Origin of the sequence: Lysobacter brunescens (assembly GCF_042677005.1) — a bacterium.
Classification (GTDB): Bacteria; Pseudomonadota; Gammaproteobacteria; order Xanthomonadales; family Xanthomonadaceae; genus Lysobacter_I; species Lysobacter_I brunescens.
This window is the reverse complement of record NZ_JBHTIF010000001.1, coordinates 636,746-652,234: the sequence shown is the minus strand read 5'-3', so window position 1 is coordinate 652,234 and position 15,489 is coordinate 636,746. Positions and strand designations below refer to the sequence as shown.

Annotated in this window: 14 protein-coding genes; 3 read left to right on the top strand and 11 right to left on the bottom strand. The window is 68.4% G+C overall.

Annotation, left to right across the window (positions count from 1 at the left end; genetic code table 11):
* Positions 1–26 precede the first annotated feature (26 nt).
* A complete protein-coding gene (locus ACFQ0E_RS02730) occupies positions 27–1,733 on the top strand; it encodes an ArnT family glycosyltransferase (RefSeq protein ID WP_386822162.1) in 1,707 nt (568 codons plus the stop codon).
* Positions 1,734–1,867: 134 nt separating this feature from the next.
* Here the strand turns inward: ACFQ0E_RS02730 and ACFQ0E_RS02725 are convergent, their stop codons facing one another.
* The 8 genes from ACFQ0E_RS02725 to ACFQ0E_RS02690 all read right to left on the bottom strand — a co-directional run bounded on the left by ACFQ0E_RS02725 (position 1,868) and on the right by ACFQ0E_RS02690 (position 10,562).
* Positions 1,868–3,760: an ATP-binding cassette domain-containing protein gene (locus ACFQ0E_RS02725; protein ID WP_386822161.1), complete on the bottom strand. Its 1,893-nt coding sequence runs from the start codon at positions 3,758–3,760 to the stop codon at positions 1,868–1,870.
* A gap of 187 nt (positions 3,761–3,947) precedes the next feature.
* Positions 3,948–5,096, bottom strand: coding sequence for a glycosyltransferase family 4 protein (locus ACFQ0E_RS02720; RefSeq protein ID WP_386822160.1), 1,149 nt, complete (start codon positions 5,094–5,096; stop codon positions 3,948–3,950).
* A gap of 16 nt (positions 5,097–5,112) precedes the next feature.
* Positions 5,113–6,015 (bottom strand): glycosyltransferase family 2 protein, encoded by a 903-nt coding sequence (locus tag ACFQ0E_RS02715; RefSeq protein WP_386822159.1) that lies wholly within the window; start codon positions 6,013–6,015, stop codon positions 5,113–5,115.
* Between the two features lie 35 nt (positions 6,016–6,050).
* Positions 6,051–6,173: a hypothetical protein gene (locus ACFQ0E_RS02710; RefSeq protein ID WP_386822158.1), complete on the bottom strand. Its 123-nt coding sequence runs from the start codon at positions 6,171–6,173 to the stop codon at positions 6,051–6,053.
* Complete coding sequence (locus ACFQ0E_RS02705) at positions 6,173–7,093, bottom strand: glycosyltransferase family 2 protein (RefSeq protein WP_386822157.1); 921 nt, start codon at positions 7,091–7,093, stop codon at positions 6,173–6,175. The genes ACFQ0E_RS02710 and ACFQ0E_RS02705 overlap by 1 nt, the downstream gene beginning before the upstream one ends.
* Entirely contained in the window at positions 7,090–8,055 is a 966-nt protein-coding gene (locus ACFQ0E_RS02700) for a UDP-glucuronic acid decarboxylase family protein (protein ID WP_386822156.1), read from the bottom strand. The genes ACFQ0E_RS02705 and ACFQ0E_RS02700 overlap by 4 nt, the downstream gene beginning before the upstream one ends.
* Positions 8,056–8,229: 174 nt before the next feature.
* Positions 8,230–9,795 carry a protein adenylyltransferase SelO gene (locus tag ACFQ0E_RS02695; RefSeq protein ID WP_449284341.1) on the bottom strand — a complete coding sequence of 522 codons (1,566 nt, stop codon included), beginning with the start codon at positions 9,793–9,795 and terminating at the stop codon, positions 8,230–8,232.
* Positions 9,796–9,800: 5 nt separating this feature from the next.
* A complete protein-coding gene (locus ACFQ0E_RS02690) occupies positions 9,801–10,562 on the bottom strand; it encodes a glycosyltransferase family 2 protein (RefSeq protein ID WP_386822155.1) in 762 nt (253 codons plus the stop codon).
* Positions 10,563–10,623: 61 nt separating this feature from the next.
* Here ACFQ0E_RS02690 and ACFQ0E_RS02685 point away from each other — a divergent pair, with 61 nt between their 5' ends.
* The gene (locus ACFQ0E_RS02685) at positions 10,624–11,676 is read left to right on the top strand and encodes a CDP-glycerol glycerophosphotransferase family protein (protein WP_386824007.1); all 1,053 of its coding nucleotides are present in this window, start codon (positions 10,624–10,626) and stop codon (positions 11,674–11,676) included.
* Between the two features lie 18 nt (positions 11,677–11,694).
* On the opposite strand, the gene ACFQ0E_RS02680 is transcribed toward ACFQ0E_RS02685, so the two are convergent.
* From ACFQ0E_RS02680 to ACFQ0E_RS02670, 3 genes are read right to left on the bottom strand one after another with little or no spacing between them, the layout of a single operon-like run.
* Entirely contained in the window at positions 11,695–13,182 is a 1,488-nt protein-coding gene (locus ACFQ0E_RS02680; protein ID WP_449284340.1) for a PH domain-containing protein, read from the bottom strand.
* Between the two features lie 22 nt (positions 13,183–13,204).
* Positions 13,205–13,807: a PH domain-containing protein gene (locus tag ACFQ0E_RS02675; protein WP_386822153.1), complete on the bottom strand. Its 603-nt coding sequence runs from the start codon at positions 13,805–13,807 to the stop codon at positions 13,205–13,207.
* Positions 13,804–14,742, bottom strand: coding sequence for a lauroyl acyltransferase (locus ACFQ0E_RS02670; RefSeq protein ID WP_386822152.1), 939 nt, complete (start codon positions 14,740–14,742; stop codon positions 13,804–13,806). Before ACFQ0E_RS02670 ends, ACFQ0E_RS02675 begins: the two co-directional genes overlap by 4 nt.
* 123 nt (positions 14,743–14,865) lie before the next feature.
* On the opposite strand from ACFQ0E_RS02670, the gene dtd reads away from it, so the two are divergent.
* Complete coding sequence (dtd, locus tag ACFQ0E_RS02665; protein ID WP_386822151.1) at positions 14,866–15,306, top strand: D-aminoacyl-tRNA deacylase; 441 nt, start codon at positions 14,866–14,868, stop codon at positions 15,304–15,306.
* The last annotated feature ends 183 nt before the right edge of the window (positions 15,307–15,489 follow it).

The following is a 15,489-nucleotide window of genomic DNA, read 5'->3' as shown; positions in this document are numbered from 1 at the left end:
GGGCCCCGCCTCCGTATCATTCGACCATGCTCAAGACCCACGCCTCCAGAGAGTTCTGGCTGTTCTTCTTCGTCGCCCTGCTGATCCTCGGTTCGGGGCTTGGCCTGCGCGATCCCTGGCCCTCGGACGAACCCCGCTTCACCCTCGTCGCCAAGCAGATGATCGAGAGCGGCGACTGGCTGTTCCCGCATCGCGGCACCGAACTGTATTCGGACAAGCCGCCGATGCTGATGTGGTTCGAGGCCGCCTTCTACACGATCTTCGGTAACTGGCGGATCGCCTTCCTGCTGCCGTCGCTGTTGGCCGCGCTGGGCACGCTGTGGTGCGTGTACGACCTCGGCCGCCGGCTGTGGACGCGCAAGGTCGGCCTGTACGCGGCGTGGGCGCTGCTGTTCGCGTTCCAGTTCACCTACCAGAGCAAGAAGGCGCAGATCGATCCGCTGGTGATGTTCTGGATCACCCTGGCGAACTACGGCCTGCTGCGCCACCTGCTGTGCGGGCCGAACTGGAAGCTGTGGACACTGGGCTGGTTCGCGGCAGGGCTGGGCACGATCACCAAGGGCGTCGGCGCGCTGTCGCTGCTGATGATCCTCCCGGCGGTGGTCGCCTCGTTCATGCACTGGCCGCGCGTGCGCGTGCATGCGAAAGACTGGCGCCTGCTGCTCGGTCCGGTCGCCTTCGTCTTCGCCGCCGCGCTGTGGCTGGTACCGATGGTCACCACCGCGCTCAGCCAGGACAATCCGGAGTACAAGGCGTATCTCCACGACATCCTGTTCCGGCAGACTGCTGGGCGCTACGCGAAATCCTGGGATCACCCGCAGCCGCCTTACTACCACTTCGTGGTGATGGCGACCGCTTGGCTGCCGACGATGTTCGCGCTGCTCTGGGCATTCCCGGCCTGGGCACGCCGCCTGCGCCGCCGCGATGCGCGCTACCTGCTGCCGCTGGCGTGGTGGGCGCTGATCATCCTGTTCTTCTCGATTCCCAGCGGCAAGCGCGATGTCTACATCATGCCCGCGCTGCCGATGGCCTGCCTCGCGCTGGGCCCGCTGCTGCCGGGCATCGTGCGCCGGCTGTGGGCGAAGCGGATCGGCTTCGGCTTCGCGCTGGTGTTCGGCGTGGTGTTCCTCGGCGCGGGCCTGGCGATATGGTTCGGCGATCCGAAGTTCGAACAGAAGTTGATGAGCGATCGCGGCTTCACCGACGGTGGCCATGCGCTGTTCGCGATGCTGATGGCGATGGGTACTTTCGCGCTGGGCGCTGCGGCCTGGCATCGCGTGCGCAACGGCGTGTCGGCGATGCTCTGGGCGCTCGGCGGCATCTGGGTGCTGTACGGCGTGCTCGCGTACCCGCTGCTCAATCCGTCGAGCTCGGCCGGAGGCCTGATGACCTCGGTCGGCCAGCGCATCGGCCCAGATGCCGAGCTCGGCCTGGTCGCGTGGAAGGAACAGAACCTGCTGATGGCCGACCGCCCTGCGGCGACCTTCGGCTTCAAGGTGCTGTGGCCCGAGCAGTTGATGCGCGGCATGCGCTGGCAGGCCGAGAAACCCGAGACGCGGTGGCTGCTGGTGCAGGAGCCGGCGCTGTCGCAGTGCGTTGACAAGTCGAAGGCGGAATTCGCCGGCGTCTCCAACCGTCGCCGCTGGTGGCTGGTGTCCGCCGCCGCCGCCGATGCGAATTGCGTGCCTGCGGGCGTGCAGACCCAGAACGAGGCGGACGGGCAGGACGATTGAGGCTGCCCGTTTCCGCGTCGCTGTAGAGCGGGTCGAAGACCCGCTGCGCTCTTGTAGAGCGGAGCTTGCTCCGCTCATGCCTCTTACGGGAAAGCCCGAGCGGAGCAAGCTCCGCTCTACAACAGCCGGGCGCGTCAGGAGTCCAGCGCTTCCCAGCGCGCGTAGGCCTGTTCGAGTTCGGCCTGCGCGGCCGCCAGCGCGGCGTTGTGCGCGTTGATCGCGGCGTGGTCGCGCTGGAAGAAGCTCGGGTCGTTCATCGCCTCGGTCATCTCCGCGATCTTCGCGTCGAGCGCTTCGATGCGCGCCGGCAGCTCGTCGAGTTCGCGCTGTTCCTTGTAGCTGAGCTTGCGCTTCGCGGCGGCGGGTGCTGCAGGCGCGGGCGCGGCTTTCGCCGGCTCTGAGGCTTTCGCAGCCGACTTCGCAGCATCGCCGCTCGCGGTTCGCTGGCGCAGCCAGTCGCTGTAGCCGCCGACGTACTCGCCGATGATGCCGTCGCTCGAACCCGCATCGGGCATGACCAGCGTCGAGGTCACGACGCTGTCGAGGAAGTCGCGGTCGTGGCTGACCAGCAGCAGCGTGCCTTCGTATTCGCCGAGCAGCTCTTCCAGCAGTTCCAGGGTCTCGACGTCGAGGTCGTTGGTCGGTTCGTCCATCACCAGCAGGTTCGACGGCTGCGCGAACAGCTTCGCCAGCAGCAGGCGGTTGCGCTCGCCGCCGGACAGGCGGGTGATCGGCGCGCGCGCGCGCTCCGGCGTGAACAGGAAATCCTGCAGGTAGCCGATCGCGTGCTTCTGGCGGCCGTTGATGGTCACCGAATCCCGGCCCTCGGCGACGTTCTCCAGCGCGTTCCAGTCCTCGCGCAGCGTGGCGCGGTACTGGTCGAAATAGGCGATCTGCAGCTGCGTCCCGACCTTGATCTCGCCCGACTGCGGCTGGAGGTCGCCCAGCAGCAGCTTGAGCAGCGTGGTCTTGCCGCTGCCGTTGGCGCCGATCAGGCCGATGCGGTCGCCGCGCATGATCGTCGTCGAGAAGTCCTTCACCAGGGCGCGGTCGCCGAACGCGAACGACACGTCCTTCGCCTCGATCACCTTCTTGCCGGAACTGGTGGCCTGCGCGACTTCCATGCGCACGTTGCCGGTGAGGTCGCGACGCTGCGCGCGTTCGTCGCGCATTGCCTTCAGGCGTCGCACACGGCCTTCGTCGCGGGTGCGACGGGCCTTGATGCCCTGGCGGATCCACACCTCTTCCTGCGCGAGCAGCTTGTCGAAGCGCGCGTTCTCCTGCGCTTCGGCATTGAGGCGCTCCTCGCGGCGACGCAGGTAGTTGTTCCAGTCGCCGGGCCAGCTGGTCAGCTGGCCGCGATCGATCTCGACGATCCGCGTCGCCAGCGCGCGCAGGAAGCGGCGGTCGTGGGTGACGAACACCACGGCGCCCGGCCAGGCCTTGAGGAAACCTTCCAGCCAGTCGATCGCGGCGATGTCGAGATGGTTCGTGGGTTCGTCGAGCAGCAGCAGGTCCGGGGCCGACACCAGCGCGCGCGCCAGCAGCACGCGCCGCTTCATGCCGCCGGACAGCCGGCCGAAGTCAGCCTCGCCGTCCAGGTCCAGCCGTGCGAGGGTCTCGGTCACGCGCTGGTCGACCGACCAGCCGCCGGCGTCTTCGATCTTCGCCTGCACGGCGGCCAGCGCATCGGTGTCGATCGCGTCGGCGTGGATGAGGTGGTGGTAGTCGGCGAGCAGCGTGCCCAGGTCGCCCAGGCCGGCGGCGACCACGTCGAACACGCTGCCGGCGGCGTCGTGCGGCACTTCCTGCTCCAGACGCGCGATGCGCACGCCGGTCTCGGCGCGGATGTCGCCGTCGTCGGGCTTGAGTTCGCCGGCGAGCAGGCGCAGCAGGGTGGACTTGCCGGCGCCGTTGCGGCCGATCAGGGCGATGCGTTCGCCGGCTTCGATGGCGAGGTCGACGCCGTCGAGCAGCAGCGGGCCGCCGACGCCGAAATCGACGTCATTGAGGGTCAGGATAGGCATCCGCGCAGTTTACCGGTTGGGCGCCTCGGCAGTACGCTGGGGACCCATCCATCGACACAGGAGTCCACCATGGCCAAGGGCATGGACCAGAAGAAGCAGGAAAAGAAGAAACCGGAAAAGACGTTGAAGGAAAAGCGCGCGGAGAAGAAGGAGAAGAAGAGCGCCCGCTGAGCGGGCCTTTCGAAGATCAGCGCCCGGGCGGGCTCCCGGACCCGGGCGCGGCTGCCGACGGCAGCAGGGCCACGTAGGCGGCCTCGGTGGCATCGACGAAGTGTTCCAGGCCGAATGCGCGCTCGGCCTTGGTGCGCGCGGCGACTCCCATCGCGTGCAGGCGGTCGCGTCCATCGAGCAGGGCGGAGACGGCACGGGCGATCGCGTCGCGGTCGCGCACTGGCACGATCCAGCCGTCGACACCGGCCTCGATGTTCTCGGGCAGGCCGGCGTAATCGCTGACCAGCACCGGCTTGCCCATCGCCATCATTTCGCGGCAGGCGAAGGAAATCGTTTCGACCGCGTACGACAGCACGAAGCCGACGTCGATCGCGGCAATCATCGGACGCACGTCCGACAGCAGGCCGGCGAAGTGGACCTGCACATCCAGGCCGAGCGCGGCGATGCGCGCGGTCTGTTCCGCGGTCGGTGGCTTGCCGCAGAGCAGGACATGCACGCGCGCGCGGCGTTCCGGCGGCAGCGTCGCCAGAGCCTCGACCAGATCCATCCAGCCCTTGTGCGCGGCGGTGCCGGCGTTGCTGCCGAGCAGCAGGTCGTCGGGCCCGCACCAGCGGTCGCGCTCGATGCGTGCCTCGTCGGCAGGCCAGGGTGCGTAGTGGCGGATGTCGACGCCGTTGCGGATCGTGCGCGGCGCGCAGGCGGCGTAGGGCGTGGCCTGCAGCTCGCGCAGGGTGGCATCGCTGACCGCGATCGCCAGGTCGGTGCGTTTCGCGCGCAGGCGATGGGTGAAGCCGGTCGCGGGCTTCGAATTGTGCTTGGTGAACACGATCTTCGGGCGCCGCGCGAGACCGCGACAGGCCGACAGCACCAGGCGATGATCGGCCGAACCGTTGACGTGGACGATGTCGAAGGCGTGCCGGCGCAGGTAGTCGTGCAGTTGGCGCCGCGCGCGCAGGCTTGCGAGGAATTTCGACAGGCCGTTCGGGAACGGCTGCGCCAACGCGTGCACGCTATCGAGCGCAGCGGCTTCGCGATGCAGCCGGCTGGTCGCCGGCGCGGCGACGTGGATCTCGTGGCGTGCGTTCAATCCGCGCGCCAGCGCCATCAGGTAGGTGGTGTGGCCGCCGCCGTCGCCTTCGTGGAAGTTGGTGAGCAGGACTTTCATGGCTTGGTCAGGCCATTCACCGGCGACGGCCGATCAGGATCGACAGGGCATCCTCAAGCCGTCTCCAGAGTGGCTCCGGACCCATCATCGCGATCGTAGCGTAGCGGCGCGCTTCGGCCCGGCTGGGGGTCGGCTTGGTACGGAACTCGAGTTTCGCCGATGCTAGGCTTCGCGGGCATAGGCCCGCGATGTTCGCGAAGTACTCGATGAGGCTGCGGCTGCCGATCTGATTGCGGTAGCGTGCTTCGTGGCTGCGTTGCGACCACCAGCCATTGTTGCCATGGATGCGATAGCCCACCTCGCCGGTTGGGAGATACAGCTTGCGCACGCCCATCAGGCTGGATGCGTGGACCAGCACGGCATCGGCGCACAGGCGCCATGAACGGCTCATCTCGATCGGAACGTTGAGGCAAGTCCGGGCATCGGTCAGGCGCAGGCTCAACGCCGATGTCGGGCTGCCATACCAGTGCGCGAGCGCATAAGTCGCCAGCGCGGTGTAGCCGTGATCGATAGGCGACGGGCCCTCTCCCTTGATTCGGATTTCGTTCCCGAACAGCGCAATATCCGAGTGGATGAAACCGATGTCGGCCCGCGCATCGTAGACCGCGCCCAGTTTCGACAGGTATCCAGGACCCCAGCGGTCGTCGGCATCGAGGAAGCAGACCACGTCGGCGTCGGTCGCGGCGAGGCCACGCTGGAACGCGACCAGCTGGCCGCCGTTCTCGCATATCTGCAGGGTCACGCGCGGGTCGTTGCCGTAGCGTTCGCGCAGCAGGTCCTGCGAGCCGTCCTTCGAGCCGTCGTCGACCACGATCACTTGTTTCGGCGGGCGGGTCTGCGCCAGCGCGCTGTCCACCGCTTCGGCCACGAAATCGCGATAGTTGTAGCAGGTGACGACGACCGCGAACGTGGTTGTCATGGTCTTGGGTGCTGCTGTGTCTGCTGTGGTCGTGTTCATGTCGCGAAACCGAGGGCGACGTCGTCCCCATGGGTAGTCATGCCCTCGCCTTGCAGCACCTCCACGATGGGGTTGCTGGCCACATGTCCTTCGGCGGGATGATTTTTCGAGGCGTCCATCAATCGGACGCCCTTTTTGTGCTCGCTCTTTTGAACCTGATTCCGGCGCTGCGCTCGACTCGCTTCCACAGAGAGCCGGGGCTCATCATGGCGATCGATATGTAACGTCGCCTTTCCTGTCGCGTAGGGCTGGGCTTGGTTCTAAACTCGAATTTCACGGATTCCGTGGAGGTCATGCACACGCCAGCGACTTGGCCGAAGTGATTGATGAGTTCGCGTGTACGGATTCGGTTCTTGTAGCTCGCCACTTGTCCCCGATTCGACCACCAGCCATTGTTGCCATGCACGCGATACATGACAGCATTCGTCGGGAGGAATAATTTGCGCCCACCGAGGATGCTCGTACCGTAGACCAGTGCGGCATCGGCGCACAGCCTCCAGCGCTTTGCGAGGGCTGATGGAAGATCCACGCATTCCCTTGCCATTGCGGTGCGAATGCTCAATGCGGATGTGGGGCCACCGTACCAATGCGCAAGCGCATACGTGGCAATGGCGGTATAGCCGTAGTCGATTTCATGATTGGCGTCTCCTATCCGCTTGTTCTCGCCGCCGAAGCGCACGATGTCGGAAAAAACGAAATCGACATCTGGCCTTGTATCGAAAGTCTGTCCTACTTTCTCGAGATAGTCCGGTTGCCAACGGTCGTCTGCATCAAGAAAGCAGGCTACGTCGGCGTTGGCTGCCGCCAGTCCGCGCTGGAATGCGACGAGTTGGCCGCCGTTCTCATCCATGACCAGCGTGATGCGTGCGTCGTTGCCATAGCGTTCCCGTAGAAGATCCTGGGAGCCGTCCTTCGATCCGTCGTCGACTACGATGATCTGGTCTGGCTGTCGGGTTTGCGCCAGCGCACTTTCTATGGCTTCGGCGACGAATGCCTTGTAATTGTAGTTCGTGATGATGACGGCAAATGTCGTGCTCATGCCGCGCGGCCCTCGCCGACGTCGCCTTCGGCCAGCAGCTTGCGGAAGTAGGCGATGGTTTCCTTCAGGCCGTCGTCCAGCGCGACCTTCGGTTCCCAGTCCAGTTCTGACTGCGCCAGCGAAATGTCGGGCTGGCGCTGCTTCGGGTCATCGGAGGGCAGCGGCTTGAACGCGAGCTTCGAGCGGCCGCCGACCTGCGCCAGCACCTTCTCGGCCAGTTCCAGCATGGTGAATTCGCCGGGATTGCCGATGTTGATCGGGCCGGTGAAGCCGTGCGGGGTCTTCATCGTCCGCACGAAGCCTTCGATCAGGTCGTCGACGTAGCAGAAGCTGCGCGTCTGCTGGCCGTCGCCGTAGATGGTGATGTCCTCGCCGCGCAGCGCCTGCACGATGAAGTTGCTGACCACGCGCCCGTCGTTGGGATGCATGCGCGGGCCATAGGTGTTGAAGATGCGCACGACCTTGATGTCGAGGGCGTGCTGGCGGTGGTAGTCGAAGAACAGCGTCTCGGCGCAGCGTTTGCCCTCGTCGTAGCAGCTGCGGACGCCGATCGGGTTTACCCGGCCCCAGTAGCCTTCGGGCTGCGGGTGCACTTCGGGGTCGCCGTAGACCTCGCTGGTGGAGGCCTGCAGGATGCGCGCCTTCAGGCGCTTGGCCAGGCCGAGCATGTTGATCGCGCCGTGCACGCTGGTCTTCGTCGTCTGCACCGGGTCGTGCTGGTAGTGCACCGGGGATGCCGGGCAGGCGAGGTTGTAGATCTGGTCGACTTCGACGTACAGCGGGAAGGTCACATCGTGGCGCATCAGCTCGAAGTAGGGATGCCCGATCCGGTGCGCGATGTTGCGCTTGCTGCCGGTGAAGAAGTTGTCGACGCAGAGGACGTCGTGGCCATCGTCGAGCAGGCGGTCGCACAGGTGCGAGCCGAGGAAGCCGGCGCCGCCGGTGACGAGGATACGGGCCATCGAGGAACACCTTCGGGAGTGGACGGGGCGCGGCGCGGGGCGCCGGGGCGACGCAGCCCGTTATCGTAGCCGCCAAAGCCCGCACACACGATCCCCGTGCAGCGCCGAATAGAGACGGCCGTCGCGCATGCGTCGGCGCATGGTGCGGTGGATCGGGCTGTGGGCGTGCGCGCCTCAGGAGCTGCAGGACAGCATCGAGCAGCCGGCGCGGTTCCGGGCCCAGTCCGGGCGCCGTGCGGCGAAGGCTTCGCGGCCGGGTTGGTCATCGTACGGACGGCGCATCACGTCCAGCAGTTCGGTCACCCCACCCGGATCGCCGGCTTCGGCGCGGTCGATGGCCTGCTGGGCGAGGTAGTTGCGCAGGATGAACCTCGGATTGGCCAGGCGCATCCGTTCCCGGCGCAGGTCTGCCGGCAACGGGTCGTCGCGCAGGCGATCGGTGTAGCGGCGCAGCCAGGCGTCGATGGCTTCGGCATGCGTCGCGCGCAGGGCCGGGTCGTAGAAGCTGTCCTCGGCGGGCGCGGGCGCGTCGAGGTTCAGGTCCATGAGGCCACGGAACCACAGGGTCATGTCGATCTCGGCCGCGTGCATCAGCGCATGCAGGTCGCGGATCAGTGCGACATCCTCGTCGCGGCACTCGGCCAGGCCGAGCTTGCGCGCTGTGTTGTCGCGCTCGGCGGCGGTGTAGGCGGTGCCGAAGGCGTCGATGCCGGCCTGCAGCGGCTCGACCGCGCCGAACAGCGGCGCCAGCGCCTGCGCCAGGCGCATCAGGTTCCAGCGCGCGATCGCCGGCTGCCAGCCGAAGCGGTAGCGCTTTCCGCCGGCATCGGTGGTGTTCGGTGTCCAGTCCGGGTCGTAGGCGTCGATCCAGCCGTAGGGGCCGTAGTCGATGGTCAGGCCGAGGATCGACAGGTTGTCGGTGTTCATCACGCCATGGACGAAACCCACGCGCATCCACTCGGCCATCAGCCGCGCGGTGCGCGTGCAGATCTCGTGGAACCAGTCGGCATGGAGGTTTTCGCCTTCGCCACGGAGATGCGGGAAATCGCGGGCGATCGTGAAGTCGACCAGTCGCCGCAGCAGGTCGTGTTCGCCGCGCGCGGCCGGCAGTTCGAAGTGGCCGAAGCGCAGGAACGAGGGCGCGACCCGGCAGACCACCGCGCCGGGTTCGGCCTGCGGGCGGCCGTCGTAGAACATGTCGCGGATCACTTCGTCGCCGGTCGCGACCAGCGACAGCGCGCGCGTGGTCGGCACGCCGAGGTGGTGCATCGCCTCGCTGCACAGGAATTCGCGGATCGACGAGCGCAGCACCGCGCGGCCGTCGGCCGTGCGCGAATATGGCGTCGGTCCCGCGCCCTTGAGCTGCAGTTCCCGGCGTTCGCCGGTCGTGGTCACGGCTTCGCCCAGCGAGATCGCGCGGCCGTCGCCCAGCTGCCCGGCCCAGTGGCCGAACTGGTGGCCGCCATAGTTGGTCGCGAACGGATCCATGCCCGGCAGCAGGGCATTGCCGCCGAACACCTCGGCGAAGCGGGGCGAGGCGGCGTCGGTCGCGTCCAGGCCCAGGTCCGCGAGCATCTCCGCCGACACCGCCAGCACGCGCGGCGCGGCGACCGGCGTCGGTGCAACCCGCGACCACAGCGCGCCACGCACCTCGCGCCGGCGCGGACCGGTGTCGGGGTCCCCGGGCAGTTCGGCGAGGAAGCGGTTGTCGAAGCGCAGGCGGTCGAGGCCGTCGGCCATCATGCTCACTCCACCTTCTGGCCGCGTTCCAGCATCCAGAGCATGATCGTTTTCTGGCGCACGTAATTGGCCCGCACATAGGCGTAGACCAGGCCGTGCCAGCCTTCGAGAAAGCCCAGCCTGAAGACGTAGCCGCGCCAGAAGCGCCAGGCTGGCGACAGCACCAGCTTGCCCAGCGAGGCGCGCTTGCCGCGCGCGAATTCGTGCTCGGCCATCATCCGCGCATAACGCTCGGTCTTCTGCAGCTGCTGCATCAGCGAGCGGTAGGGGTAGTGGATCAGGTCGCCCGGCAGGGTCTTCACCGGGCCGTCGACGCTGGCCGCTTCGTGGATCTCGCGATCACCGCGCCAGCCGCCGCGCCGGCGGTCGAACAGCCGCAGGACGCGGTCGGGATAGGCGTTGCCGCGGCGCAGGAAGCGGCCGAAATACTCGCTCAGGCGGGCGAAGCGGTAGCCGGCGGCATCGGCGAAACCGGCATCCCGGGCAGCGAGGAGGCTGGCGCGCAGCTCGGGCGAGACACGCTCGTCGGCGTCCAGGCACAGCACCCAGTCGTGGCGCGCCTGGTCCACCGCGAACTGCTTCTGGCTGCGGAACCCGGTGAACGCCCGCTCCAGCACCCGCGCCCCGGCCGTCGCCGCGATCTCGCGGGTGGCGTCGGTCGAGCCTGAATCGACCACCACGATCTCGTCGCAGAAGGCCAGCGACGCGAGGCAGTCGCCGATGCGGTCGGCCTCGTTGAACGTGATAATACAGGCCGAAATCGGCACTGCGCCCCGGGGGGAGGCGGTGGACGGTGCCCCCGAAGGCGTTGGCGAGGTGAAGGACGTATTGATGGCGGAATACCTGTTGTTCGCGACCGAGCGTTACGCGCTGCCCATCCTGCAGCCGTTGGCGGATGCGCTGCAAGCGGCGGGGCACGGCGTGCACGCGTGGTTCGAGGATGGCGCCGCCGGCGCCCGTCTCGCCGCGCCGGTGCGCATGATCGGCCTGCGCGACGCGGTGGCGCTGAAGCCGCGCGCGGTGTTCTCGGCGGCGAACTGGGTGCCGACTTTCGTCTCCGGCGCCAAGGTCCAGGTGTTCCACGGATTCAATGTCGAGAAGCGCGACGAGGCGCGCGGTCACTTCCGCGTGCGCGGCCTGTTCGACCTGTACTGCACGCAGGGCCCGGCGACCACCCTGCCGTTCCGCGAACTGGCCCAGCGCCACCGCCATTTCGCCGTGGTCGAGACCGGTTGGCCGAAGCTCGATCCGCTGTTCCGCGACGACCACGGCGCTGCTGCCGCGCTGCGCGCGCCGGCTCGCGATCGTCCCGTGGTGCTGTTCGCCTCCACCTTCACCGAGCGCCTCAGTGCCGCGCCGCACCTGCTCGACGCGATCGCCGCCGAAATCGCGCGCGGCGACCGCTACTGGCTGCTGACCCTGCATCCGAAGTGCGCGCCGGAGCTGTTCGAGCGCTATCGCGCGTTGGCAGGCGCCAATGCCTTCTTCGTCGAGACCGAGCAGCTGATGGCCGCGCAGCGCGCCGCCGACGTGCTGGTCGCCGACACCACGTCGGTGGTGTCCGAGTTCGTCGTCCAGCACAAACCTGTGGTGACCTTCCGCAACCGCGCGCCGAAGGCGCACATGATCGACTTCGACGATCCGGCCGTGTTGCCTGCGATGCTGGCCGAAGCCTTCTCGCCGGGTCCCGCGCTGCGCGCGGCGCTCGCCGACTACGCCGACGCCATCCACCCGTATCGAGACGGCTGCGCGTCTGAGCGCGTGATCGCCGCGACCGAGGACCTGCTCGCCGGCCGCCTCGGCCGGCTGGCGCGCAAACCGATCAAGGGCCGCTACAACGCCCTGCAGATCCGCGCGAAGCTGGGCTATTGGGGACTGTAGGTCGCGCTCTCGCGCGACCTACCATCGCATCGTCGAACGTGCGATCTCGCCGGCCAGGCGGGCATCGAGCGCGCGAGCCTCGTCGACCGGGATGAAACGCAGGCGCAGCGGGTCGCCGATCGCGTTGCCGCCGGCGGTGTCCAGCAGCAGGGTCGCGGTGCCGAGCGTGCGGTCCAGCGGGGATTGCGAGAAACGGATCGCCTGCAGCTTGCCGATCTCGGCGAACCGCCAGGTGCGCGTCCACCAGCCGCCGCGCACCGCCGCCATCCGCGCATCGACCGAGTAGCCGGCGTGGCGCGCGTGCTGCCAGGCGATGTAGCCGGCCCAGGGCAGCCACAGGCAGACGAGGGCCGCGCCCCAGGGACCGAAGTTCAGCGACACCGGCACCGCGATGGCCAGGGTCAGCAGCCATTGCGGCACGGCCAGACGCCAGAAGGTGCTGCGATGCAGCGGCTGCCACTGCGCCGGTGGCCACTGCACCTGCGGCGCGAGGTGGCGGATCAGCGCGTCGCAGCGTTCGGGCGTCGCGACCGGCGCGATCTCGCGCAGCGAACGCGGCTGGCCGTCGGAACCGTTCTCCAGCACCGCCGTCGAGACTTCGAGCGAGCGCTGCCCGAACAGCCGGTGCAGCATGCCTTCGCGCAGCGTCCAGGACTGGATGCGCCGACGCGGCGTGCTGGTGCGCGCGCGGCTGAGCAGGCCGCGTTCCAGGGTCAGCCGGCGGCCGTGCTCTTCGAGGCGGAAGCCGTGGTACTGCAGGAAGGCCAGGGCGATCGAGAACAGCCGCACCACCACCAGGAACAGCACGATCAGGACGAGGACGGCGGCGGTCTCGTGCCCCCGGCCGTAATCCTCGACCACGCCGAACAGGCCGCGCACCCAGGATTCGATGATCTGGGAGAACAGGTCGCGGCTGAGCTGCGCGAGCGCTGCGAACGCGCCGCCCACGACGACCATGCCGCGATTGGAGATCAGGCCCGCGCGGATGATGTCGCCCGCGCCGAGGCGCAGCAGCACCTCGCCGTCGTCGTGCGTCTCAGCACCGGGTGCGGCTGGACCCGTGCGCGCTTCGCCGCGACGTCGTCGCACCAGCGCTTCCAGCGCCAGCGCATCGGCCAGCGTCAGCACGCGCATCTCCGCTTCCGGCTTGATGCCGCCCGCCGATTCGAGGCGCACCTCGGCCACGCCGAAGATCCGGTGCAGCAGGGTCTGGCGAAGCGCGACGTTCTGGATGCGCGCGAACGGGATCTCGCGCAGGCTGCGTTCCAGCAGGCCGCTGCGGATCTGCAGGCTGTCGATGCCGATGCGGAAGCGATAGGTGTAGTACTGCCAGATCGAGATCACCGCCAGCACGCAGATCGCGACCAGCCCCCAGAGATCGTTGCGGTCGCCGCGTCCCATCACGAACAGCACGATCAGCGGCAGGATGAATTGCCGCAGCTGCTGGATCAGCACGAAGAGCCAGGACATCGGATGCAGCCGGCGCTCCGGCGCAGCCGCGTCCATGCCGGCGGGCAGTGCCGAGGGCTCAGGCGTGGTCATCGTCGTCCTGCCGGTCGATCTGTCGGCTGAAATGGTCGCGCAGGGCCTCGGCGTCCGCGTCCTCCATGCCGGAGATGCTCACCGCGCTCAGCCGGGTGCCGGCGGTGTGCAGCACCAGCGAGGCCAGGCCGTGGGCACGCTCGATCGGCCCGCGCTTGAGGTCCAGGTGCTGCACGCGCGAAGTCGGCACGCGGGTTTCCCACTGCCACATCCGCCCGCGGCGCACCGCGAAACCGGCGTCGTCGAGCAGCCAGAACGTGTAGCGGAAGCGTCGCCGCGCGACCCACGCCGCGAGCGACAGCGCGAGCGTCCAGACCGCAGCGATCTGCAGCCACAGCAGCGAATCGGCCGTGCGATGGAGCACCACGGTGGCGGCGATGGCCGGCGGCACCGCGACGATCAGCGACACGATCAGGAAGACGCGGTAGGCGCGCGCCGGCAGTGGCCGCCATTCGCGCAGCGGCAGCGGGGTGTCCATGGCCGGCGCCGGCGCGCTGCGCGCATCCGTCGCATCGATGGCATCGGGAGCGCCGACGGAGGCGTCGGCAGGGTCGGCGGCGGGGTCTGCGGCGGGGTCGTTGGTCGTCATGGCGTGCCCTGGGCGGGATGGCGTCGGCGTTCGAGATCGCGATAGGGATTGTCGACCGGGTTCATCGACGGCTGCAGCGTGTAGCGCTTGTAGGTCCACTGGTACTGCGCCGGATCACGGCGGGCGATGCGTTCCACCGCTGCATTCAGCGCCGTGGTCGCGACGACGGTGTCGGCGGAGGCGATGTCCGCCGGCGCCGGTTCGATGCGCAGCGCGAAGCTGCGGTCGCCGATGCGCTCGCAGTAGGCGAACAGCACCGCCGCGCCGCTGCGTTCGGCCAGGCGTGGCAGCAGGGTCATGGTGTAGGCCGGCCGCCCGAAGAACGGCGCGAACTCGCCGTCGCCCTTCTTCGGCTGCTGGTCCGGCAGGATGCCGACCACGCCGCCGTCGCGCAGGCGCTTGAACAGCTGGCGGATGCCGGCGGCCTCGGCGCGGATCTGCACGACGCGTTCCGCGCCGTCGGCGCGTACGTGGCGCAGGAAGGCTTCTCCCAGCGCCGACTCCGGCGCGCGGTAGAGGATCGCCAGCTCGGTGTGCGCGGCCAGCCACTGGTTCAACAGCTCCCAGTTGCCGTAGTGCGGCGCAGCCACGATCACGCCGCGACCGGCGGCGATGGCGGCGTCGAACAGCTCGACGCCGTGCGATTCGCGGATCATGCCCAGGTTCTCGGCATGCGGCCGGGTCCACAGGCGCAGCGTTTCGAGCGTCTGCCGCGCGGTGGTGCGCAGGATCGCCCGATGCAGCGCGTCGCGATCGGTCGCAGCCAATCCGGGATACGCCAGTTCGAGGTTGCGCAGCGCCACCCGGCTCTCGCGCGTGCCGCGCCGGCGCATCACGCCCGCGATGCCGTCCGCTCCCGCGCGCAGCCACGCCCAGGGCAGGCGGGCGACGGCGCCGACGAGGAAGGCCAGCAGGCGGGCGAGTGTTTCGGTCATCCCTGAAGTCTAAGCGATGGTTGCCGACGCCCCGTGGCCTGGAAGCCATGCATGCGGTGCCCGGTCGCGCCTGTGTACGATGCCGCCTGCCCCATCCTCCCCGCATTCCGCCCGGTCGCCCGCATGCTCGCCCTCATCCAGCGCGTCACCCACGCCAGCGTCGTCGTCGAAGGTGAGACCGTCGGCGCCATCGGCCCCGGTCTGCTCGCCCTGGTCGGCGTCGAACCTGGCGACGGCGCGGCCCAGGTCGCGAAGCTGGGCGACCGCCTGCTGCGCTACCGGGTGTTTTCCGACGAGGCCGGCAAGATGAACCTGTCCTTGGCCGACACCGGCGGCGGCCTGCTCCTGGTCAGTCAGTTCACCCTCGCCGCCGACACCCGGTCTGGCCTGCGGCCGAGCTTCAGCACCGCCGCGCCACCGGCGGAAGCCGAGAGAATCTTCGCTCAATTGGTGGACTATTGCAGGCAACAGCATCGATCGCCCGTGGAAACGGGCCGTTTCGGTGCCGACATGAAGGTATCCCTCCTCAACGACGGCCCGGTGACCTTCCTGCTTCGTGCCTGAACTTTCGCGCGCCGGCCCGGTCCGACGCCCACTGGACCCTTGCAATGCCCCGGTCCGCGCACCACATCGTGCGCCGGATGCCTCCTTTCGTCCTGGAGGCACGTCTCTTCACTTCAGGTCCCGCGGCACAGCCCGCACGCCTCCCGCGCCGTTCCTGCCCGTTCCGGCGCCCAGTTTCCCTCC

Bases quoted from the DNA above. Each gene is read 5' to 3' on its own strand.
- ACFQ0E_RS02725 (WP_386822161.1), bottom strand. From the start codon at position 3,760: ATGCCTATCCTGACCCTCAATGACGTCGATTTCGGCGTCGGCGGCCCG.
- ACFQ0E_RS02705 (WP_386822157.1), bottom strand. From the start codon at position 7,093: ATGAGCACGACATTTGCCGTCATCATCACGAACTACAATTACAAGGCA.
- dtd (WP_386822151.1), top strand. From the start codon at position 14,866: ATGCTCGCCCTCATCCAGCGCGTCACCCACGCCAGCGTCGTCGTCGAA.
- ACFQ0E_RS02675 (WP_386822153.1), bottom strand. From the start codon at position 13,807: ATGACGACCAACGACCCCGCCGCAGACCCCGCCGCCGACCCTGCCGAC.
- ACFQ0E_RS02715 (WP_386822159.1), bottom strand. From the start codon at position 6,015: ATGACAACCACGTTCGCGGTCGTCGTCACCTGCTACAACTATCGCGAT.
- ACFQ0E_RS02695 (WP_449284341.1), bottom strand. From the start codon at position 9,795: ATGGCCGACGGCCTCGACCGCCTGCGCTTCGACAACCGCTTCCTCGCC.
- ACFQ0E_RS02700 (WP_386822156.1), bottom strand. From the start codon at position 8,055: ATGGCCCGTATCCTCGTCACCGGCGGCGCCGGCTTCCTCGGCTCGCAC.
- ACFQ0E_RS02710 (WP_386822158.1), bottom strand. From the start codon at position 6,173: ATGGACGCCTCGAAAAATCATCCCGCCGAAGGACATGTGGCCAGCAAC.
- ACFQ0E_RS02680 (WP_449284340.1), bottom strand. From the start codon at position 13,182: ATGGACGCGGCTGCGCCGGAGCGCCGGCTGCATCCGATGTCCTGGCTC.
- ACFQ0E_RS02730 (WP_386822162.1), top strand. From the start codon at position 27: ATGCTCAAGACCCACGCCTCCAGAGAGTTCTGGCTGTTCTTCTTCGTC.
- ACFQ0E_RS02720 (WP_386822160.1), bottom strand. From the start codon at position 5,096: ATGAAAGTCCTGCTCACCAACTTCCACGAAGGCGACGGCGGCGGCCAC.
- ACFQ0E_RS02670 (WP_386822152.1), bottom strand. From the start codon at position 14,742: ATGACCGAAACACTCGCCCGCCTGCTGGCCTTCCTCGTCGGCGCCGTC.